The organism is Sphingomicrobium arenosum, from assembly GCF_026157085.1.
GTDB lineage: Bacteria > Pseudomonadota > Alphaproteobacteria > Sphingomonadales > Sphingomonadaceae > Sphingomicrobium > Sphingomicrobium arenosum.
In genome coordinates this window covers 2,281,585-2,302,121 of the sequence record NZ_JANPVN010000001.1, presented here as the reverse complement: position 1 = coordinate 2,302,121, position 20,537 = coordinate 2,281,585, and the positions used below count along the sequence as shown (strand labels likewise).

At 68.0% G+C, this 20,537-nt stretch carries 24 protein-coding genes; 10 read left to right on the top strand and 14 right to left on the bottom strand.

All coding sequences use genetic code 11. The annotated features are described in order from the left end of the window. Positions 1 to 22: 22 nt before the first annotated feature. The 5 genes from NUW51_RS11565 (at position 23) to NUW51_RS11545 (ending at position 4,577) form a co-directional block, all read left to right on the top strand. Positions 23 to 319: a PqqD family protein gene (locus tag NUW51_RS11565; protein ID WP_265587669.1), complete on the top strand. Its 297-nt coding sequence runs from the start codon at positions 23 to 25 to the stop codon at positions 317 to 319. Continuing rightward, positions 316 to 2,004 (top strand): ATP-binding cassette domain-containing protein, encoded by a 1,689-nt coding sequence (locus NUW51_RS11560; protein WP_265587668.1) that lies wholly within the window; start codon positions 316 to 318, stop codon positions 2,002 to 2,004. The genes NUW51_RS11565 and NUW51_RS11560 overlap by 4 nt, the downstream gene beginning before the upstream one ends. A 304-nt stretch (positions 2,005 to 2,308) precedes the next feature. Further along, positions 2,309 to 2,443: a hypothetical protein gene (locus tag NUW51_RS11555; RefSeq protein ID WP_265587667.1), complete on the top strand. Its 135-nt coding sequence runs from the start codon at positions 2,309 to 2,311 to the stop codon at positions 2,441 to 2,443. Then, entirely contained in the window at positions 2,434 to 4,161 is a 1,728-nt protein-coding gene (locus tag NUW51_RS11550) for an asparagine synthase-related protein (RefSeq protein ID WP_265587666.1), read from the top strand. The genes NUW51_RS11555 and NUW51_RS11550 overlap by 10 nt, the downstream gene beginning before the upstream one ends. Continuing rightward, positions 4,158 to 4,577, top strand: a complete 420-nt coding sequence (locus NUW51_RS11545; protein ID WP_265587665.1) for a lasso peptide biosynthesis B2 protein — start codon at positions 4,158 to 4,160, stop codon at positions 4,575 to 4,577. Before NUW51_RS11550 ends, NUW51_RS11545 begins: the two co-directional genes overlap by 4 nt. On the opposite strand, the gene NUW51_RS11540 is transcribed toward NUW51_RS11545, so the two are convergent. Both NUW51_RS11540 and NUW51_RS11535 read right to left on the bottom strand, forming a co-directional pair. Continuing rightward, entirely contained in the window at positions 4,574 to 5,002 is a 429-nt protein-coding gene (locus tag NUW51_RS11540; RefSeq protein ID WP_265587664.1) for a hypothetical protein, read from the bottom strand. The genes NUW51_RS11545 and NUW51_RS11540 overlap by 4 nt on opposite strands. Beyond that, positions 4,999 to 5,148: a hypothetical protein gene (locus NUW51_RS11535; RefSeq protein WP_265587663.1), complete on the bottom strand. Its 150-nt coding sequence runs from the start codon at positions 5,146 to 5,148 to the stop codon at positions 4,999 to 5,001. The genes NUW51_RS11540 and NUW51_RS11535 overlap by 4 nt, the downstream gene beginning before the upstream one ends. A gap of 182 nt (positions 5,149 to 5,330) precedes the next feature. Between NUW51_RS11535 and NUW51_RS11530 the strand changes: the two genes are divergently transcribed. Next, positions 5,331 to 6,212, top strand: a complete 882-nt coding sequence (locus tag NUW51_RS11530; RefSeq protein ID WP_265587662.1) for a peptidylprolyl isomerase — start codon at positions 5,331 to 5,333, stop codon at positions 6,210 to 6,212. A 21-nt stretch (positions 6,213 to 6,233) separates the two neighbouring features. Here NUW51_RS11530 and NUW51_RS11525 read toward each other — a convergent pair whose 3' ends face one another. From NUW51_RS11525 to NUW51_RS11515, 3 genes are all read right to left on the bottom strand, one after another. Further along, positions 6,234 to 6,503 (bottom strand): hypothetical protein, encoded by a 270-nt coding sequence (locus tag NUW51_RS11525; protein ID WP_265587661.1) that lies wholly within the window; start codon positions 6,501 to 6,503, stop codon positions 6,234 to 6,236. A gap of 91 nt (positions 6,504 to 6,594) precedes the next feature. Further along, the gene (locus tag NUW51_RS11520; protein ID WP_265587660.1) at positions 6,595 to 9,066 is read right to left on the bottom strand and encodes an ABC transporter permease; all 2,472 of its coding nucleotides are present in this window, start codon (positions 9,064 to 9,066) and stop codon (positions 6,595 to 6,597) included. Then, a complete protein-coding gene (locus tag NUW51_RS11515) occupies positions 9,063 to 9,734 on the bottom strand; it encodes an ABC transporter ATP-binding protein (protein WP_265587659.1) in 672 nt (223 codons plus the stop codon). The genes NUW51_RS11520 and NUW51_RS11515 overlap by 4 nt, the downstream gene beginning before the upstream one ends. Positions 9,735 to 9,811: 77 nt before the next feature. On the opposite strand from NUW51_RS11515, the gene NUW51_RS11510 reads away from it, so the two are divergent. Then, a complete protein-coding gene (locus tag NUW51_RS11510) occupies positions 9,812 to 10,483 on the top strand; it encodes an arylesterase (protein WP_265587658.1) in 672 nt (223 codons plus the stop codon). Here NUW51_RS11510 and NUW51_RS11505 read toward each other — a convergent pair. Then, positions 10,480 to 10,794: a PilZ domain-containing protein gene (locus tag NUW51_RS11505; protein WP_265587657.1), complete on the bottom strand. Its 315-nt coding sequence runs from the start codon at positions 10,792 to 10,794 to the stop codon at positions 10,480 to 10,482. The genes NUW51_RS11510 and NUW51_RS11505 overlap by 4 nt on opposite strands. A 273-nt stretch (positions 10,795 to 11,067) precedes the next feature. Here NUW51_RS11505 and NUW51_RS11500 point away from each other — a divergent pair, with 273 nt between their 5' ends. Next, positions 11,068 to 12,459: a L,D-transpeptidase family protein gene (locus NUW51_RS11500; RefSeq protein WP_265587656.1), complete on the top strand. Its 1,392-nt coding sequence runs from the start codon at positions 11,068 to 11,070 to the stop codon at positions 12,457 to 12,459. A gap of 59 nt (positions 12,460 to 12,518) precedes the next feature. Here NUW51_RS11500 and NUW51_RS11495 read toward each other — a convergent pair whose 3' ends face one another. After that, positions 12,519 to 12,980, bottom strand: a complete 462-nt coding sequence (locus NUW51_RS11495; protein ID WP_265587655.1) for a hypothetical protein — start codon at positions 12,978 to 12,980, stop codon at positions 12,519 to 12,521. A gap of 627 nt (positions 12,981 to 13,607) precedes the next feature. Continuing rightward, positions 13,608 to 14,270 carry a murein L,D-transpeptidase catalytic domain family protein gene (locus NUW51_RS11490; RefSeq protein WP_265587654.1) on the bottom strand — a complete coding sequence of 221 codons (663 nt, stop codon included), beginning with the start codon at positions 14,268 to 14,270 and terminating at the stop codon, positions 13,608 to 13,610. Between the two features lie 332 nt (positions 14,271 to 14,602). Here NUW51_RS11490 and rpsU point away from each other — a divergent pair, with 332 nt between their 5' ends. Together rpsU and NUW51_RS11480 are read left to right on the top strand one after the other, a co-directional pair. Beyond that, positions 14,603 to 14,809, top strand: coding sequence for a 30S ribosomal protein S21 (gene rpsU, locus NUW51_RS11485; protein ID WP_245112460.1), 207 nt, complete (start codon positions 14,603 to 14,605; stop codon positions 14,807 to 14,809). Positions 14,810 to 14,835: 26 nt separating this feature from the next. After that, entirely contained in the window at positions 14,836 to 15,390 is a 555-nt protein-coding gene (locus NUW51_RS11480) for an FKBP-type peptidyl-prolyl cis-trans isomerase (RefSeq protein WP_265587653.1), read from the top strand. A gap of 36 nt (positions 15,391 to 15,426) precedes the next feature. Here the strand turns inward: NUW51_RS11480 and NUW51_RS11475 are convergent, their stop codons facing one another. The 6 genes from NUW51_RS11475 to pyrE all read right to left on the bottom strand — a co-directional run bounded on the left by NUW51_RS11475 (position 15,427) and on the right by pyrE (position 20,392). Then, positions 15,427 to 16,536: an AI-2E family transporter gene (locus tag NUW51_RS11475; RefSeq protein ID WP_265587652.1), complete on the bottom strand. Its 1,110-nt coding sequence runs from the start codon at positions 16,534 to 16,536 to the stop codon at positions 15,427 to 15,429. Then, positions 16,537 to 17,502 carry a signal peptidase I gene (lepB, locus tag NUW51_RS11470; protein WP_407696343.1) on the bottom strand — a complete coding sequence of 322 codons (966 nt, stop codon included), beginning with the start codon at positions 17,500 to 17,502 and terminating at the stop codon, positions 16,537 to 16,539. It abuts the gene before it with no gap. Continuing rightward, a complete protein-coding gene (gene acpS, locus NUW51_RS11465; protein WP_265587651.1) occupies positions 17,499 to 17,912 on the bottom strand; it encodes a holo-ACP synthase in 414 nt (137 codons plus the stop codon). Before acpS ends, lepB begins: the two co-directional genes overlap by 4 nt. Positions 17,913 to 18,027: 115 nt before the next feature. Then, complete coding sequence (locus NUW51_RS11460) at positions 18,028 to 18,783, bottom strand: pyridoxine 5'-phosphate synthase (RefSeq protein WP_265587650.1); 756 nt, start codon at positions 18,781 to 18,783, stop codon at positions 18,028 to 18,030. Further along, positions 18,780 to 19,817, bottom strand: a complete 1,038-nt coding sequence (locus tag NUW51_RS11455; protein WP_265587649.1) for a serine hydrolase domain-containing protein — start codon at positions 19,815 to 19,817, stop codon at positions 18,780 to 18,782. Before NUW51_RS11455 ends, NUW51_RS11460 begins: the two co-directional genes overlap by 4 nt. After that, positions 19,814 to 20,392 (bottom strand): orotate phosphoribosyltransferase, encoded by a 579-nt coding sequence (gene pyrE / locus NUW51_RS11450; RefSeq protein ID WP_265587648.1) that lies wholly within the window; start codon positions 20,390 to 20,392, stop codon positions 19,814 to 19,816. Before pyrE ends, NUW51_RS11455 begins: the two co-directional genes overlap by 4 nt. Positions 20,393 to 20,537 lie beyond the last annotated feature (145 nt).

Sequence of the window (20,537 nt, the reverse complement as noted above, 5' to 3'; positions counted from 1 at the left end):
CGAGCGGGCTTACCCCAGCGCCATGGCAAAGGCACCCCTCAACCTCACCCCCGACACGCGCATCCGCCAGAACCAGGCCGTGCCGACCGGGCGGGTCGATGGCGAATTGATGGCGCTCGATCCCAAGGCGGGGGAAGTGTTCGGGCTCGACCCCATCGCCACGATCGTCTGGGATCGCATCGGCAGCGGCACCACCATCGCCGCGCTGGTCGAGGCCATCACGCAGAGCCATGATGTCGCGCCCGATCAGTGCCTCGCCGATATCCTGCCCTTCCTCGAGCAGGCCGTGGCGGCCGGACTGGTCGTCGTCGAACCATGAGCATGGCGGTCCGCCGCGCGTTGGTCGCCGACCTCGCCCGCCGCGAGGGCCCCGGCCTTCGCCGCCTTTTCCTCGTCGCCTTCCTCGCCGCGCTGGTCGAGGGGGTGGGGATCACGCTCCTCGTCCCCATCATCGCGCTTGCCACGGGCGGAGCGGAGGGGATGACGGCGGCGGGCCTGCCCGACTGGTTTCCACCGCTCCCCCCGATCGAGCTGCTACTGGCGCTGTTCCTCGGCGTGATGATCCTGCGCGCGATGCTGATCGCCGCGCGTGCCCGCCAGCGCGCGCGCATCGGCCAATCCTACCCCGCAAGGCTGCGCGAGGCGGTCGCCGTGTCGCTGCTCGCCATCGGCTGGCGCGAGGCCGAGGCGCTGGGCCCGCCCCGCCTCCAACGCATGCTGCAGGTCGACATCATGCGCGCGGGCGCGGCGGCCTCCTATGTCGAGATCGGGCTGGTCGCCTTGTTCATCGTTGCCGTGCAGGGCCTCATCGCGCTCGCGCTGGCGCCGGCGCTGACCCTCCTCGCCATGGCGCTCGCCGCCATCAGCATCGCCATCGGCTGGCCCTTCCTGCGCGCCAGCCAGCGCCGCGCCGGCAAGCTCGCCGACCATTATGACAAGAGCATCGGCGAGGCCTATCGGCTGCGCGCGGGCCTCAAGGCCGCCCTGGCCGAGGGCCGCGCGCCGCGCTTTCTCGACCGTTACCGCGCCCGGCTGGCGGAGGAGCGCGACGCTTTCATCGCCATCGACGAGGGACAGGTGCTGGCGGGGTTCGTCGGCCAGCTGGTCGCCGCTGTCGCGCTTGTCGGGCTGGTGGCCGCCGGGCTCTTCTGGATCGACGTGGCCCCCGCCATCCTCATTCTCACGCTGCTCCTGTTCGGGCGGCTCTACGGCCCGCTGCGCACGCTGGTCGATGCGTGGCAGGCGGTCGCGGTCAATGCGCCGGGCTTTACCGATCTTGCCGAATTGTTCGCGGCAGCCGACGCGCGGGCGACACCGCAGGCGGAGGTCGCCGCCGATATGGGCGAGGCGCTCGACTGGCGCGAATTGAAGGTCGAGGGCCTCGTCGCCGGCGTCGCGAGCAAAATCGCCACCGCCCCGCTCGACCTCGCCATCGCGCCGGGGGAGGCGATCGCGCTCACCGGCCCCTCGGGCTCGGGCAAGACGCTTGTGCTCGACACCATCGCCGGGCTCATCGCCCCGCTGGGCGGGCGCCTGCTGGTCGACGGTGCGCCGATCGATCTCGCCGCCCGACCCGACTGGGCGCGTGGGCTCGCTTATGTCGGCCAGCACGATCCCCTGCTCGGCACCACCCCGCGCGCCATGCTCGAGCTCGACGACCTGCCCGAGGCGGCCGCCGCCGATGCGAACCGCTGGATTAGCGCGCTGGGCCTCGACCCGCTGCGCGAGCGCTTCGGCCCCGACCTCGACCGCCCCTTGGGAGAACATGGCGCGACCCTGTCGGGGGGCGAGCGCCAGCGCCTCGCGCTCGTGCGCGCGTTGCTGCGACAGCCCCGCCTGCTCCTCCTCGACGAGGCGACTGCCGCGCTCGACCTCGAGGCGGAGGCTGCGATTTTCGCGCAAATCCGCGCCGCCGCGCCCGACATGGCCATCCTCATGGTCTCGCATCGCCCGCAGAGCCTTGCGCAGCTCGATCGCCACGCTAGGGTCGCGCGCGCTCTTTAACCCTTCATAAAGCACACCTGTTTAGAAGCGATATTGCCGAATCGATATGCGACACCCACCCACCCCCAAAGCGTCCTGGACGGCGCCCACCATGACCCGGCTCGCGGCCAAGGCCGCGCGCATGCCGGGCAATGGTCCGGCGGCCGAAGGTTGTTCGGGCAAGGAGGGCAAGGCCAAGCTCTGCGCGAGCTGAGGTCGGTGAAAGCGGTGTTATATATAGACATAGACGAGGCGTTATCGTCGCTCTAGGTAACCGGCCGGAATTTGTTGCCGCTTTGACGGCGAAGATGCGTATAGAGGACCCATGAAGACCACCGTCAAAGCCCCCTGGAAGGCCCCGCGCCTCGATCGCCTGCCCGCCAAGCATGCGCGCATGTCCGGCACGAGCATCTGCGAAGGGCAGGATACCCGGCGCGGCAGTTCGATGAATTGCAGCTGAGCGGCACCAGCAGCTCCCCTCTTTTTCCGCGCCGTCTAGAGCCGTGGACCGAGCGCGGGCGCGACACCGTCTCGCCCCCACCCTTCGCCACCGGCGATGATGTTCGCCTGTGGCTCGACGCGCTTCGACCGCCGAGCGCCGAGCAGGCCAGCGACATCGCGCGGCGGCTCGCGCGGCTCGACTGGACGGCGTTCGATGGCTTGCGCGGCGGTTTCGTCGGCATCCTCCAGACCCCGACCCGCACCCTCCTGTTCCGCGACGCGCTCGGGCGCAAGGCGCTACATTATCGTCTTGACGGCGAGGCAGTGGATCTCGACCGCGATGCCCTGCCGTTGGCACGGATCGGCGGCACGCCGCGGCTCGATGAACAGTGGCTCGCGCGCTATTTCCTGACCCTGCCGGAAGAAGGCCCACGGTCGCCCTTCGATGGCGTCACGCGCGTCGAACCCGGCCATGTTGTCGTCATCGAGCATGGCCGCGCCCGCCACGAAACATGGTGGACGCCGAGCTTCGAGCCGCTCGACATCGGTTTCGAGGAGGCGCGCGACACCGCCGCTACGCTGCTCGACGAGGCCATCGGGGGCAGTGATTGCGACGCGCTGCTCCTCTCCTCTGGGATCGACAGCAATGTCATCCTCTCGCGGCTCGCGCATCTCGGGCGCACGCCGCGCGCCATCACCGGCTCGCCCAGCGCCCATGCCGACCCCTCGGCGGTCCAGCTGGTCGATGAATATCCGCTCGCCCATGCCGGGCTGCGCAGCGTGGGCGGGAGCGAGCACCATCGCCTGCGCGCCGCGCCGAGCGGGCTGCGCGATGCGCTCAATTGGGGTTATGCCGCCTATCAGCGCCCGATGTACAACCCCTCCAACCTCGGTTGGGTCGATGGTTGCCAGGCACTCGCCAGCAGTCTCGGCATGACGCGCATCTTCGACGGGCTGCAGGGCAATTACACGCTCGGCCACAATGGCATGCGACCGACCATCGCGCTGGCGGCGGCGCGGCGCTGGGGCGATTGGGCGCGCGCCATCGCCGCCAATGGCGGGCGCGACATCCGCGCCTCGCTCCTCGCCGCACCGCCCGACTGGCTCGCCCGGCTGCTCGCCCGCCCTTCGGCACGGCGCCATGTGCGCGACCTGTTCGCCAATCCCCGCTCGGCGCGGATCAAGGCCGCCATGGCGCCCGAGATCGCGCTCGGGGTGCGGCAGGATTATCCCGGCGATGGGCTCGCCTTTCCCGAGCGGCGGCTGCGCGACTATATCGCGCAGGTCGATCCCGCCGGTCGCTACCGCGCCGCCGAGCGGCGCAACGGCATCGAACTGGTCGATCCCTATGCCGAGCGCGAGCTGGTCGAATTCAGCCTGCGCCTGCCCGAGGCGATCTTCCGCCACGACGGCGTGCCGCGCGGGCTCCAGCGCGCACTGCTCGATCCGCGCCTGCCCCCCGACATCCGCGACCCGCGCATGACCGCGATCCAGGGCGGCGACTGGCGCGCCGCCGCGCTGCGCGATGCCGGGCTGATGAAGCGCATCCTCGACCGGCTCGAGGATGGCCATCGCGGTGCCGAGCTTTTCGACGTGCGCGCGATGCGGCGCGCACTCGACAACTGGCCCGCCTCGGGCTGGGACGATGAGGATCAGGTCGTGCGTTATCGCATCCATCTCGGCCGCGCGATGAGCGCCGCCGCCTTTGCCCAATGGGTCGCGGACGGCGCGCCGTGACGCACGGCGGATCCACGCCGCCACCGCTGCCGCTGCGGGTCAAGCTGGAGGCGCTGGGCGATCATCTCGCTGCTGTCGCCGCGCTGCGCTTCCGCCCCTTCGTGGCGCTGGTGCCGGCGCACATCTCGCACCGCCCCGGCGTGTCGCCCGGCGATCGCGACATGATCGAGCGCGCGGTTCGCGGCTGGGCCCGTCGGCTGCCGTGGAAGACCGAATGTTTCGTCCAGGCGATCGCGGCCAAGCGCATGCTCGAGCGGCGCGGCTGCGACGTCGTCGTTCATTATGGCACCCGCCGGAGCGACGACGGGCTCGAGGCGCATGTCTGGGTGCGTTCGGGCGATGTGCCCGTGATCGGCCACCGCAACGCGCACGAGTTCACCGAAATCGCGCGCTTCCCGCCGGCCGGCGACGCCTAGGGTTCGTTCGACCCCGGTTCGACCTCGCCCAGTTCGGGCGCATTCTGCCCCTCGCTGTCGGCGCGGGTGATGGTGCAGGCGGGCAACCCCTGCGCCTCGACATCGACGCAATTGCGCACCTGCGCCGAATCATCGGCGCCGATGAAGACCGCCCAGTCGCGCCCGTCGTCGCAGCTCGCGGTCCACATCATGAGATTTTCATAGTCGGCGACATAGCCCGAGCGCGTCACCCGCTCGCAGCGCAGCCCCGAGGCGCGGATCGCGCGCTTCAGGGCGATATCGCGATTGACCGGGCTGAGGTCGAACAGCCGGTTCTGCGCTTCGCTGCGCACCGTCACGTCCTTGTCTTCGGTCGGCGCGGTCTCGCCGCATCCTGCCAAGACGCCCGCCGCGATCACCAGCGGCAACCAACTTTTATCGATCAAAACCAATCCTCCGCGTCCACCGGGCGTTCTGCCTCTTCCTCATAATCATCGGCAAGCGTTTTGAGCGCGCGCTGGATGATCGGATCGGCGCTGGTCTGCGCCATCGTCCTCAATTCGGACGGCGAAAGGCGGGGGGTGTCGTCCATCTCCATAAGGCGAGCAATGCTCCAAATCAGCAAAAGTTTCCGCTTTGCCGCCTTTTGACGCCGCCGTGACGCACAAGTCACGACCACCCGCTGTCCCTCCCGTCATCGACAGCCTCTTGCGCTTTGCCCCGCCGCTGCCATGCTGCGCGCTCGTCTGTCGCCCCTGATTGCCGGAGTGTCCCATGCTCAGCCTCGCCCTCGCCAGCTTCCTGTTCCAGCAAGCCGACCCCGATGTCGCCGGCCTCACCCCCAACGAGATCGCCGACGCCGCGCCCGCGGGCGACTGGCGCGCGATCGATCCTGATCACCTGCTCGTCATCGGCCTCGCCGATGGCGATGAGGTGACGATCGAACTCAACAGCGATTTCGCCCCCGTCCATGTCGCCAATATCCAGGCCATGGCGCGCGAGGGTTTCTGGATCCCCGGCGCCAGCGTCTATCGGGTGCAGGACAATTATGTCGTGCAATGGGGCCACCGCGACGATGCGCCCGAGCTACCCGCTACGGTCGAGGAAAATCCGCCCGCCGAATATGTCCGCCCCGTCGAGGGGCTGTCGGTGCGCTCCTTCGGCATGCGCGACAGCTATGCCGCCGCCGTCGGCTTCGCCAATGGTTGGCCCGTCGCGCTCTACGCCGACGGCACCGCGAGCCTCACCCATTGTTATGGCACCGTCGGCGTCGGCCGCGACCTCAGCCCCGATACCGGCACGGGCGAGGAGCTTTATGCCGTCATCGGCCACGCCCCGCGCCACCTTGATCGCAACATCGCCATCGTCGGGCGCGTGATCGACGGGATGGAGCATTTCACTTCGCTGACCCGCGGCACCGAGACGCTCGGCATGTATCCCGAGGGCGAGATTGCGGCCGGTATCGTGCGCGTCGCACTGGCCAGCCAGATGCCGCCCGAGACCCGCCCCGCCTATGGGGTGCTGCGCGAGGACAGCACCGCCTTCGCCCGCTATGTCAGCGTGCGCGCCAACCGCGACGACGCCTTTTATGACGTCCCCGCGGGCGGTGTGGATATTTGCAATGTGCAGGTGCCGGTGCGCCGCATCGCGCGCTAGCGGTTTAGGAAAGGCGTAGGTTCAGGCCGCCCAGACGTCGCTGTGCGTGCGCGCCTTGGGGCGGTGCGCGATGACGAATTCGGCGCGGCCCTGGTCGAACACCGAGCCTTCGAGCGGGAGCGCGGTGGCGCAGAAGGCGCACTCGGCCGACGTGCGTCCCACCAGCCAGTGGGTACGACCGCAGCCCGGGCAATGGTTCACCTCGGCTTCGCGATAGACGGCATGATAGCCGCGACTTCCCTCGAGGGCGCTGTCATGGACCGGGTGATAATGCATCGCGGGCTGGCTCATCGGCACTTCCTTTCAACCCGCATCAACGCCCGCGGTCGCGAAAGGGTTTCCAAAGTCTTAATTTGGGACGCAAGTGGTGCAATCGGGCCACTCAATGTGCCCTGAGGGCCGCGCGTGGCGAGCGAGTGAGCGCGGGGCGCACCGCTGCCATCGCGCTGCCGATCGCCACGACGATGGTCGCCCCGGCGAGCGCCGCGATTCCAGCGGCGTCGGGGGCGAAGCCGATATCGAACTGACGAGTGATGACGAACCAGCTCGAGGCCAGCCCTGCGCCGATGGCGAGCAACACCGCCGCGGCGACGAGGATCGCAAATTCGACCAGCTGGGTGCCGACCAGCTGCGGCCCCCGTGCACCGACCAGCCGGAGCAAGACGAGATCGCGGGCCCGCGCCGCGCGCGTCGCCAGCACCGAGCCCGTCAGCACCACCACCCCGATGAGGATCGCCAAGAGGGTCGCAATGCGCACCGCCGCGTCGAGCGAGGTCAGGATCGAGCGCACGTCCTCGAGCACGCCTGCCACCGAGATGGTCGTCGCGGTCGGAAAGGTCTCGGCCAGCCCCGCCTCGAAGCCGCGCGGCACGCTGGCACCCTGCGGCTCGATGGTGGCCATCAGCACATGCGGCGCTTGTTCGAGCGTGCCCGGCGCGAAAACGATGCCGAAGTTGAAGCCGAAGCTCTGCCAGTCGACCTTGCGCAGCGAGGCGATGGTCGCGGTGACCTCGCGCCCGGCGATGGCGAGCGTCAGCGTGTCGCCGACCTCAAGCTGGAGATCGCGCGCGGCCTCTTCCTCGAGGCTGACGAGCGGCGCGCCGGCATAATCCTCGCCCCACCAGTCGCCCGCGACGACCTCATTGCCCTCGGGCACGGCGGCCGAATAGGTCAGCCCCCGGTCCCCGCTGGTCAGCCAGCTGCGACGGTCCTCGGGCAGGTCGGCGACCGCGATCCCGTCGACCGCGCTGATCGAACCGCGCAGGCTGGGTACGACGCGCAGCTTGGCCTGCGGCATCGCCTCGGTGACCAGCGCGCGCAAGTCGCTCTCGCTGCCGCGCGGCAGGTCGGTGATGAAATGCGAGGGCGCGCGCTCGGGGATGGCGCCGTCGAGTTCGCCCAAGAGGCTCTGGCTCGTCGCCGCCAGCGTGACGAGGATCGACAGGCCGAGCCCCAGCGCCACGGTCAGCGCGCGGGTCGCATTGCCCGGGCGATGCAGCGCCGCCACGCCCAATCGCGCTACCGGCCCGCCGCGCCCGGCGGCCGCCTTGGCCGCGCGCTGGATGGCCCAGCCGAGCAGCCAGAAGAGGAGTGCCAGCACCGACAGGCCTGCAATCGCGATCCCCGCGAGCCGTGCATTGTCCGACCCCAGCAACAGCAGCGCGATCGCCACCAGCGCCGCCAGCACCGGCACCAGCCAGTCGATCTTGCGGCCGTTCAAAAGCCCGCTGCCCGCATCGGCGCGCAGCAGCGCCTTGGGCGGGGTGCGCAATGCCGCGACCAGCGGGCGCCACGCCACCGCCACCGTCACCGCGATCGCCACCGCGGCCGCCAGCCCCAGCGCCGTCCAATGCGGCCCCGTGTCGGGCGCCACGGGGAAGCGCTCGGCGAGCATATCCTCGAGCAGCGGCGGCACCGCCGCGCCGATCGCCAGCGCGGGGATCAGGGCGAGCCCCACCGCGAGCGTGATTTCCAATCCCAGCATCGCGCCGAGGTCGCGCCGCTGCGCGCCGACCAGCTTCAGCCGCGCTACCGCCGCCTGCCGCGAGGCGGCGAAGGCGCGCATGGCCGCGCCGATGCCGAGCGCGCCGATCCCCAGCGCAGCGATGGCGATGACGAGCAGCATGTCGCCCGCCAACGCGACGAAGCGCTGGGTCCCCTGCCCCGCGCCCTCGCGGGTGCGGGCTTCCCAGCCGATCGGCTCCAGCGCGGCGATCAACTCTTCTTCCGCCCCCTCCAGCGCCGCCGGATTGCGAAGCGCAATGCGATATTGATAGTCGACGAGGCTGCCCGGCACGACCAGTCCGCTGCGTCCCAGTCCTCCGGGGGTCACCAGCGCGGGCGGGGCCCACAGGAAGGTGCCGCCGGGCATCCGGTCGATGAGCCCGCTGACGCGATAGTCGCCTTGTCCCAGCGCCACCCGGTCGCCCAGCCCCAGCCCCAACTGCGCCGCCACGGCGCGCCCGAGCGCGATCTCGTCATCGCTGGCGGGCCGCGCGCCTTCGAGTTCGAGCGTCCCGGCGAGCGGGAAGGCGCCGTCCACACCGCGCAGGTCGATGAGCGCGATCTCCTCGCCCTGGCGCAGCATCGCGCGCGTCGCCACGCCTTCGCTGACCGTGCCTAGGCCTTCCATCGCCGCGCGCTCCTCGCTGGTCGCGACCCGCTGCGCCTGGCTGACGAGCAGGTCGCCGCCAAGCAGCGCACGGCCATTGTCGGCGATGGCGCTGTTCATCGAGGCGACGAGGCTCAGCACCGCTGCCAGCCCCGCCACCGAGAGCAGAAGGCAGGCGAACAGGAGTCCGAGCCCCGCGCGCCCGCCCTTCAGATCGCGCCGTGCCAGCCGCCAGCCGATCATTCGGCGAGCTTCCCGTCGCGCATGTGCAGCGTGCGGTCGCATCGCCCTGCCAGCGCGGGATCATGGGTGATGATGACCAGCCCCGCGCCGCGCTCTTTGGCGCGTTCGAACAGGAGGTCGGCGACATCGGCGCCGGTGCGGCTGTCGAGATTGCCCGTCGGCTCGTCGGCGAGCAGCAGGTCGGGCCCCGGCGCGGTCGCGCGCGCGATCGCGACGCGCTGCTGTTCGCCGCCCGACAATTCGCTCGGATAATGGGTCATGCGTCCGGCCAGCCCGACGGCCGCCAGCTCGGCCTCGGCATGGGCGAAGGCGTCTTTCTCCCCCGCCAGCTCGAGCGGCACCGCGACATTCTCGCGCGCGGTCATGGTGGGGAGCAGCTGGAAATCCTGCAGGATGATGCCGATGCGCCGCCCGCGCAGCCGCGCCAGCCCGTCCTCGTCGAGCGCCGCCAGATCCTCGCCCGCGATCCTCGCGGTCCCTGCATCGGGCCGTTCGAGCCCCGCCATGACACTGAGGAGCGATGACTTGCCCGAGCCCGAGGGCCCGAGGATCGCCAGCGTCTCGCCCGCCGCAAGCTGAAGGTCGACGCCTTTCAGAATGTCGACGCGCGCGGCGCCCTTGCCAAGCGAGAGATGGATGTCGGAAAGGTCGATGAGGAGTTCTGTCATGGCGTCCGTGGCTAAGGGGCAGGAAGTGGCTTGGCAATTGCCGAGCGGCCCCGCTTGCGCTAGCCGCACATAGGACCATGGTACGCCTCGCGCTCTTCTTCAGCCTCCTGACGGCCGTGCTTTCGACGAGCAGCGCCCAGCAGCCTGCGAACGACATGGGTGTTGGTGATAGGCCGACGATCACCATCATCGCCTTCGGCGACAGCCTGACCGCGGGCTACGGCCTCGATGCGGGTCTCGGCTTCGCGCCCCAGCTCGAGGATGCGCTGCGCCGCGAGGGCATTGCCGCCACCGTCATCGATGCCGGCGTGTCGGGCGATACGAGCGCGCAGGGGCGCGAGCGGCTCGGCTGGACGCTCGACAGTCTCGATGCCGTGCCCGACATGGCGATCCTCGAACTGGGCGGCAACGACATGCTGCGCGCGCTCGACCCGAGCGTGACGGAGGAAAATCTCGCCGCGATGATCGAGGCCTTCGAAGCGCGCGGCATCGCCGTCGTCCTCGCCTCCATCCCGGCGGCGCGCAATTACGACCCCGCTTATGTCGCCGCCTTCGATGCCGTTTATCCGGCGCTGGGGGAACGCTATGACGTGCCCGTCCTGCCATTCGTCCCCGAAGGCGCGAGCCGCGAGGGATTGCTGCTCCCCGACGGGGTGCATCCCAATTTCGAAGGGATAAAGGCGATCGTGACCGCCATGACCGCGCGCCTCCTGCCCCTCATCGAGGCGGAGACGCAAGGCGCGGATTAGTCTTCCTCGCCGACCAGTCCGGTGACGTCGACTTCCTCGAAGAATTCCGCGCCGAGCCGGTCGCCCGCGATCCATTTGACCATCGCGCTGGCACGATCGCGCGTCGGGATGATCAGCCAGATGCGCATGCCGGGCTCGAACTCGTGCCCCGGCACTTCGGCCGAAAAGCCATGCGCCGACAGGTTCACCAGCCGCGCCTCGGTGCCCTCGGCCCCCATTTCGCGCACCTGCGCGTCGAGATCGACGTCCTGCCGTTTCGAACGGCGCCGTTCGACTGCCGGATCGACCTCGGCGATTCGCGCTTCGACCATGTGAAATTTCCGTCCTTCATTGCCCGTCACCGACGGGGTGCGCGCTTTATAGTCACAAATTCGCAAAATGGGGAAATTTCTGTTCACCATGCTTGGCGCGACCCCGGGCGCGACCCAAGGGGCGACCAAGCGAGCCGCCGCCGCGATGCGACGAATGGCCGTGCGAATCGCTGGCAAGCCTCGTTCAGCTTCTATATGGTCGACATCAGCTATCGGGGGGCGACAAGGCGGCATGTGGGGTGTCGCCAACCCCTTGCGACCACAGGATATTCGATGAAGCGCTCCCTCCTCTCCAAGCTCGCCGCAGCGAGCATGTTCGTGCCCGCCTCGGCGCTGGCGATGCAGCAGGCATCGGTCCAGCCGGTCGAGCTGCCCGCATCCGAACCGGCGAGTGCCGAAGTGCCCGGCGAAACGCCCTCGGCCCAAGATGCGCAGGCCAGCGCGCCGCATCAGCACGTACTGCCTGCCGACCCGGCGCGCGATGTCGGCCAGCCCACCATCGCCCCGCTCGAGCCTGCCGAGCGCCTGCCCTTCTGGCAGGCCGGCGATGTCGAGGAATTGCTGAGCTATGTCGCCAATGTCGGCGCCCTCGGACTCGACCCGGCCGATTACGACCGCAGCCAGCTCGACCTTGCCATGGCCGCGAACAACCAGAATGGCGTTTCGGTCGCCGCGACCGAACTGTTCGAAACGCTCGCGCGCGATCTCGCCCATGGCCATGCCAGCGATGACGCCCGCGTCGACTGGCATATCGTCGATACCGACTTTGCCGAGGAAGGCTCCTTGCGCACCTATGTGGCGCAGGCCATCGCCTCGGCCTCGGTCACCGCCTCGCTCGACCAGCTCGCGCCGACGCACCCGCAATATGCCGCGCTGATCAACGCGCTCGCGACCGAGCGCGCCAAAGGCGAGGCCGCCGATGCCGAGGCCATCGCCGACATTCGTCTCAACCTCGATCGCTGGCGCTGGCTGCCGCGCGATCTTGGGGATCGCTACATCATCGTCAACGTGCCGGCCTATACCGCCGCGCTGGTCGAGAATGGCAAGACCAAGTCGCGCCATCGTGCCGTCGCGGGGGCCAAGCGCACGCCGACGCCCCAACTGATGGCCGAGGCGACCGGGGTGATCTTTAACCCCTATTGGAACGTGCCCAAGTCGATCGAGCCCGAAGTGCGCGGCAAGGCGGGCTATGAGGCGGTCAAGGACGGCGACGGCAATATCGTGCGCTATCGCCAGCCGCCGGGGCCGTCGAACGCGCTCGGGCGGGTCAAGTTCGTGATGTACAATCCGCATCTCATCTACCTGCACGACACCAATGCGCGCGGATTGTTCGACAATGAGGCGCGCGCCTATTCGCACGGCTGCATCCGCACCGAGAATATCCTCGGGCTCGCGACCATGTTGCTCGAGGAAGATGGCGGCGACTGGTCGGCGGAAAAGACCGTCGAGGTGGTCAATTCGGGCGAGAATACGGGCGCCAATTTCGTCAACCCGCTGCCCGTCTACATCGTCTATATGTCGGTCGCGGCCAAGGGCGACGGCTCGATCCTCGCCTATGAGGATATTTACGACCGCGACGCCCCGGTACTCCAGGCGCTCAACGATGCGCCGAAGGGTGTCGACCCACTGGCCCCGCTGGGCGAGCAGGTGGCGAGCGCCGACTGAGGCGTCGCGTCGTCAATGAAATTGGGAAAGGCCTCGCCGGCGACGGCGGGGCCTTTTCGTTAGCGCGCCACGGGCGCGGAAGAGCGTGAGCGCAAGAGGTTCCGAAGGCGATTCACGTCGTCGCTGCGGAGGTAGGCTGTCTGAATTTCGACGACCTGGTCTGCGTTTTCCACCTTGAAGATGCGCTCGTGAAGAAACCGCTGTCCGACGCCGGTCATGGCCTCGTCGCGCTCGCCGAACTGCTCGATCTGATCGAACGCCATCCGTTCGACGCGGTGCATCGGCCATCGTGCGAGCGAGATCGTGCGCACCGTCACGGCGCCCGCGTCGACCCACACGGTCTGCAACGACCGCGCGCCCACAAGGCAGGCGAGCCCGGCAAGAAGGAATATGAGCCCCGGCAACCAAGCCCCCGTTTCGGGCCGGGCGGTTCCGACGCCAAGGCCGAGGCAACCGACCAGCGTGATCACCCCGAAGATGATCGTGAGTTCGACAGGGATGCGCGATTTGAGGCGTTTCACGGACGCGACGTTCGATAAAACGCGATGATCATGCAAGGCTTGGAATAGCGAGCGTTGGCCAAGGTCAGGATCGGGGTGGGAAGCGGGCAATCAGTCTGGGCATTGAGGACCCCGCCCTTCACGTCGGCAAAACGGGGGAGTCGGGTTCAGAGAGACAGTCTCAAGGTTAGCAAGCGGAACGACGTGTCCCGTAGAACTTATTAGTCCCAGCGATCTCTCCACCTCAGCATAAGAAACTGCATCCTGCGAAGATATGCGAAGCCAGCGTGAGTAATCCGCATTGTCTTCCGTGGAGTAATAGCAAGTCCAGCCGTCATCCCGGCTTTCACACCAACGATGATAGGAGACGCAAGCGTTTTCGACGCACGCGCGGCTCATGCGCTGCGCATCAAATTCACCGCGAAAGTTGTCGCTCCAAAGCTGGACGACGACTTCCGAGCCTAGAACACGAGCAGTAGCCCAGCGCGACGTCGTGCTTGAGCTGCTGACTTCAACACTTTGCACGTCTGCAAAGCACAGAGTGGCAATGACTAGAAGGCAATCCATGTCACTAGTTTGCATGACGACTCAGTGTCCGCAATGGGGTCGTAAGCAGACCTTCCGGGACAGCCCAGATCCGGTGCAGTTTTACGCCAGCTTGTCGGCGTAAAGCAGGCGCCCGTCGCCGAGCAGGTTCATCGCCTGCCAGTGATCGCGCTTCGCGCAGGCGAAGCAGCCTTGCGACCTGCCGAGCTTGCCGTGGCGGGCGATCATGGCGGGTTCGGCGTAATTGGCCGAGTGCATCACGATATAGCGCGACATGGCATTGGAATTGGTGAAGTCCAACCCGGCGAGCTTCATCGAGAGGCCGTATTTGCCGTGATATTGGTTGGCCGTCGCATAGGCGCCCTGCGAGCTCGCATGGCTGCCATGTGCGTTCGAGAATTGGTCGAGATAGCCATTGTGGCTGCGGTCCGAGCCGCTGCCGTGGGTGACGCGGAAATGCTGCGCCTGGCCAGAGGCGAGGTCGACGATGTGGAAACGCTCCTGCGCGCTATGCCTGGAATAGTCGACGATGCCGATGCGATCGGTGTGACGCAGGCGCCCGCGATGCTGTTCGAGCGCGGCCAGCGCCTTTTGGAAGATGCGCGGTTCGACGCCCGCGGGCGCGCCCGAGAAATTCCAGGCCGACGAGCGAGCGCGCGGGGTGACGACCTTCATCGGCTGCGCGAGCGCCGCGCCGGGAAGGATGATCCCCGCGCTCCCCGCTGCCGCCGCTTTCAAAAGACTCCGCCGCCCCAAATCCGTCACTACGCCTGTCCCCGCTCTCGTTGTTCGCTCCATCCACTCAAGGTGATTTCTTATAGCTATCAAAAGGTTAATGCGCGATGAGGCGAATTTCGTCCTACCATGGGTAAACAACGGTTCGTCGAAGATGGACGGAACTTGTGTCGGATCGCCGACAGGCCGGGGCAGGGGCGCGACGAGGCGCCTAAAAGCCAGCTATGCGCTTGAACATGGCCCCCGACCTTGCTAAGGGCGCGGCCTCGCTGCGACCCATCTGGGTCTCGCGGCCCGATTCTCTATGGACATTAACCCGCCTGTCCACATTTTCCGGCGGGGCAAAGGAGCTGGTGTTTTTTATGCAGATCATCGTTCGCGACAACAATGTCGACCAGGCGCTGCGCGCGCTCAAGAAGAAGCTGCAGCGCGAAGGCGTCTATCGCGAAATGAAGCTGCGCCGCCATTATGAAAAGCCGTCGGAAAAGCGCGCCCGTGAAAAGGCCGCCGCTGTCCGTCGTGCGCGCAAGCTCGAGCGCAAGCGCATGGAACGCGAAGGCGGTCGCTAGGACCTTCCTTTAACAAGGGGTAGGTCATGTCGGTCACCCAAGTCCCGTTGCGTCCGATCGCCAAGGGCTCGGTCGCCAAATTCTGGCTCGCGATGCTCGCGCTCGTCGTTCTCGGCGTCGCCATCGCCTGGGTGGCCACGCGCCCGCTCCAGGCCGAGACGACCGAAAATGGCGTGTCGATCCGCACCCTCGTCGAGGGTGAGGGCGAGACCATCGACGTCGTCGACGGGGCCTTCGTGATCTATACCGGCAGCCTGGCCGATGGCCGCGTCTTCGATTCGTCCGAAGGTCGCCCCATCCCCATGCTGCCCGCCCAGACGGTCGCGGGTTTCTCCGAAGCGTTGCAGGCGATGCGCCCCGGTGGCTCCTACAAGGTGCGCATCCCCGCCGAGCTCGCTTATGGCGACACCCCGCCGCCCGGCAGCATCATTCCCGCCGGCGCCGATCTCTATTTCGATATCGAGATCGCCGACGTGGTGCGCGGTGCCGCGCTCATGATGCAGCAGCAGCAGGCCCCGCAGCAGCTCCCGCCCGAAGCGGACGCCGCCGCGCCCGAGGCCGAGGCGCCCCTCGCCGGCTGAGCCTGGCGAGACGCGACAAGCAACACGGACGCCCGGTCAGCCCTCGCTGGCCGGGCGTTTTGTCTTGGGCGGTAGGGCGTCGCTCTTGCCCGGGGTGACCTTCGAATATTGCTCGAGCGCGGCCTTGATCGCCGCGATCAGCGGGTCGGCCAGCAAGAGGCCGAGGATGCCGAACAGCGTCCCCATCACGATCTGCATCGCCAGCACCAGCGCGGGCGCGAGGTCGACGGTCTTCTTGGCGATCATGGGGATGACGACATAGCCGTCGAAATTCTGGACGAAGAGATAGACGAAGATGGCGTAGAAGCCCGCCTCGTTCGATTGCGAAAAGCCCACCGCCACCATCAGAACGCCCGACACGAAGGCGCCGACATTGGGGATGAAGGCGAGCAGGCCCGTCAGCAGCGCCAGCAGCGCCGCCAGCGCGAAGGGCTCCAGCCCGATCAGCCGCGCGCCCAGTGTCAGCATGACATAGGTGAACACTCCCTCGATGAACATGCCGAGGAGGCGCCCCGCGAGCAGGCGGCGGAGCGCATAGCCGACATGGTCCGAAATCTCGTAGAATTTGGGCCGCAACCGCGTCGGCAGCATCCATGCCACCCCGCGGTCGTAGAGCCGCGGCTCGGCGGCGATGAAGATGCCGATGACCACCATCAGCAGCGCCCCCGTCAGCGCGCCCAGCGCGGTGCCGAGGATGCTGGTCACCCGCCCGACCGATTCGAACAATTGCCCCTCGACCCGGTCGAGCGTGAGGTCGGTGATCAACCCCGCCCGGTCGCCCCATTGGAGCAAGCGCTCGAACTGCGTCACCACCGTGTCGCGCAGCGCCGCGAACTGGTCGACGAAGCTGGTCCCCGCATACCAGACGGTCCAGCCGAGAAAGCCGAAGAAGGCGAGGACGACAAGGAGCAGCCGCAGGCCCCGCGCGATCGGCAGCACCTTGCCCAAGAGCCGCGTGCCGCCATCGAGCAGCACCGCGAACACCAGTCCGCCGACGATGAGGAGAAGCGGCGCGGCGAGCATGATGACGCCGACCGCCAGCAGCACCAGCCCGATCCACACCAATGCCCGCTTCACCTCGAAGCGCAGCCGCGGATCCTCGATCTCGGTGGGTCCGGCGGTCTGCGCTTCGGGGGGCTGGCTCATTTAGTCGCTGGTCCCTTGGCTGGGAGAGGTTCGCAGGCTGGACCAGCTGCGCCCGTCGCGCAAGCTTGCCCACCAGCTCGCCGGATTGAGGCTGGTCGTGCCGTCGAGGCTGAAGGTGATGAATTCGGCGCGCCCGCCGATCTGTTCGACCCGCACCGGCCCACCGAGCCCGCCCTGTTCGAGCGCGACGCGGCTGTCGGCCGAACTGTCGCGATTGTCGCCGAGGAGGAAGACATGGCCTTCGGGTACCGTGATCGGCCCGAACTCGTCGCTCGACCGGCGATAGCCGAGGTCGACCGTGTCGTAGCTCACGCCGTTCGGCAGCGTTTCGCGCACGATCGGCAGGCGGCAGTAGAGCGCGCCGTCGCCGCCCTTGACCCGCGTGCCGTCCATTAGGTGGCAGGGCGCATTGGGATCGACCGGGATGAGCGCGGCGGGGCGGCGCTCGGCGCTCACCTGCTTGCCGTTCAATACGAGCCGCCCGCCGGTGATCGCCACCGTGTCCCCGGGCAGGCCGATGACGCGCTTGATATAATCGTCGCTTCGCCCCGGCGGGGTGACGATGACGATATCGCCGCGCGTCGGATAGCGACCGAACAGGCGCCCTTCGATCGGCGGCAAGGTCACGCTCCACGGCTCGGCGGGCCCGCGCATGATGAGCATGCGCGACAACGCCGCCGGATTGGGGATGGTCGGGCTGACGTTGGAATAGCCGTAAGGAAATTTGGACACGACCAGCCGGTCGCCCTCGAGCAGGATCGGCATCATCGATTCGCTCGGGATATAGAAGGGCTTGGCGATGAAGCTGTGGAAGCCCAGCACCGCCAGCATGACCCAGAACAGCCCCTTCAACTCACGCCAGACGAAGCGCCCCAACTCGCCCGCCGAACGCGGCTTGCGGGTGTCGGGCGACGGCGCGGGCGTGTCGGCATTGGGTGTTTCGGCAGTCGGGGCGGGGTCTGTCACGTTTCTTCTCTGATCGGATGCGCCTCGAGGATCACGAAGGCCTGCGCCCAGGGGTGATCGTCGGTCAGCGTCACATGGACGGTGACGCGGTGGCCAACGGGGGTCAATTCGTCAAGCCGCGCCGCCGCCCCGCCGGTCAGCGCCAGCGTCGGCGCCCCCGACGGCGCGTTCACGACGCCGATGTCCTTCATATAGACGCCGCGCTTGAAGCCGGTGCCGACCGCCTTGGAAAAGGCCTCCTTGGCGGCAAAGCGCTTGGCATAGGTGCCGGCGATGGTGAACGGGCGGCGGCGGGCCTTGGCGCGCTCGACCTCGGTGAAGACGCGCTCCTCGAAGCGCTCGCCGAACCGTTCGAGCGAATTGGCGATGCGCTCGATGTTGCACAGGTCGCTGCCCAGCCCGATGATCATGACGCGCCTCTTTTCGCGTCATCCCAGCGAAGGCTGGGATCCATGCCCCGAGGCATCGCGGAAGGTCTCTGGCATGGGCCCCAGCCTTCGCTGGGGCGACGGAAATGCAGCAAGTTCACCGCGCCGCGTCCATCAATTCGCGCATCCGCCGCACCGCCGCCTCCAGCCCGACGAAAATCGCCTCGCCTACGAGATAATGGCCGATGTTGAGCTCGGCGATCTGGGGGATTGCCGCGATCGGCTGCACATTCTCGTAGGTCAGCCCATGTCCCGCATGCGGCTCGATGCCGTTCTTGGCTGCCAGCGCCGCCATGTCGGCGATGCGCTTCAATTCGCGCTCCAGTCGCGGCGCATCGCCGTCGAGAAAGGCATGAGCATATTCGCCCGTGTGAAATTCGACCACCGGCGCGCCGAGGCGGAGCGCGGCGTCGAGCTGGCGTTCCTGCGCCTCGATGAACAGCGAGACGCGAATGCCCGCTTCGGTGAGGCGCGTGACGATGGGGGCGAGCTGGTTGTGAAGGCCGTCGGCATCGAGCCCGCCCTCGGTGGTCCGCTCCTCGCGCTTCTCGGGCACGATGCAGGCGGCGTGGGGGCGGTGGCGGAGCGCGATCTCGAGCATTTCCTCGGTCGCCGCCATTTCCAGATTGAGCGGCAGGTCGGTCGCCTGCTGGATACGCTGCAAGTCGTCGTCGCGGATATGCCGCCGATCCTCACGCAGGTGCGCGGTGATGCCGTCGCCGCCGACGCGCGCCACGATCTCGGCGGCGCGGACGGGATCGGGATGATCGCCCCCGCGCGCGTTCCTGACCGTCGCGACATGGTCGATATTGACCCCGAGGCGCAGGGTGGTGGGGCGCGGCGCCATGGTCATGAGGCGCAGGCCGCCGCCGACAGCATCTCGAACGACAGCCCCTCGCCCATCCAGATCTCGCCGAACGCATAGTCGCCCTCGCCCCGGCCGATGAAGGCGACCATCGCAACATCGCGATCGGGCAGGATGAAGTTGCGCGCCTGGTAGCCGCCGATGGCGCCGCGCCGCTCGATGATCCGCACCGGCCCGTCGCAGCCTGCGAGCGGGGCCTCGAATGCCCATTGGCCGAGCGCGGCATAGCCGATCGCCGGATTGCCGGTCCACATCTCGGCGCGCGCCGCCTCGGGCAGCAGGCGCCCGTCCATCAGCGCATGGTCGAAGGCGAGGAGGTCGCTCGCCGTTCCGGCCAGCCCGCCGGCCGCGCCATAATGAGCGATCTGCGCCGCGAGCGTACCGTTGACGCTCGGCCCCAGCCGGGTGCGCGGGGTCGCGAAGCCCGACTGTTCAAGACCGACCGGCTGCGCGATCCGCGACTGCCACAGCGCCTCGATATCATCGTCGGTAGTGCGCTCGAGCACCCGGGCGACGAGCAGCGTATCGCAATTGGTATAATCGAAGGCGCCGCCCGGCGCCACGCTGCGTCGTGCCACGCACATCATCGGATCGAGCGGCAGCGCCTCTTTCCAGTCGAAGGCGGGATCGTCCTCGGGGTCGTAGAGGCCCGACTGGTGCTGGAGCAATTGCCGCAGGCTCGGCGCGACCAGGGGGCTCTCGGGCCAGTCGGCAAGATAGGTCGACACCGGCGCATCGAGGTCGAGGCGCCCTTTGGCCACTTCCTGCATGACGATGGTCGCCACCACCTGCTTGGTCACCGACGCCCAGGGCCAGCGCTGCTCGGCGCCGCTCGCGGCATAGCGATAATCGGGCCGCGCGCCGCCGTAGGAGACCGCCACCTCGCCATCGAACTGGTACCGCTCGAGCACCGCGGCGACGGCATCGGTGGCCGCGACCTCGGCCAGCTCGGGTTGCGGCTCGGGGGTCGCCACGACACAGCCCGCGAGCGCGATCGACAGAAGCGGGAGGAGCGCCTTCACGACGCGCGGCTTCCCGGCTTCACTGCGGGGATCGCCGCCAGTTCGGGGGGCAGCGCGTCGGGATCGTAGGCTGGGATGTCGAGTTCCATCAGGCACCAATAGGGCACGCCGAGGCTCGTCCCCCCGCCGCGATCGACGAGGCTGACCTCGCCCACGACCTCGCCGCCCTCGCGCCCCACCGCGTCGATCGCCTCGCGGCTCGACAGGCCGGTGGTGACGACGTCCTCGACCATCAGCACCTTGGCGCCCTTGTCGAGCGCGAATCCGCGGCGCAGGTGGAAGCTACCCTCGGGGCGTTCGAGGAACATGGCGGGCTTGCCCAGCGCGCGGCCCATTTCGTGCCCGATGATCACCCCGCCCATCGCTGGCGAGACGACGGCGTCGATGGAGTCGCGCAGCTCGGCGGGGATTTTTGCAGCCAGCGCCTCGGCGAGGCGGGCGGCGCGCGCCGGCTCCATCAGTACGCGTGCGCATTGGAGGTAGGCGGCGCTGCGCTTTCCCGAGGAGAGGATGAAATGTCCTTCCAGCAGCGCATCGGCGCTACGGAATTCGGCCAAAACTTCCTCTTGGGTCATCGCTTTTCCCTTTGTCTTCCTGCTCCCGCACATAGGTCGCGCGCGCGTCATCGTAAAGTCGCGCCGCCCCGCCCTTTTTGCGGCCTTGAGCAATAGAGATGTGCCGACTATAGAGGCCGCAATTCGCGATAGGGGTCGCGCATCT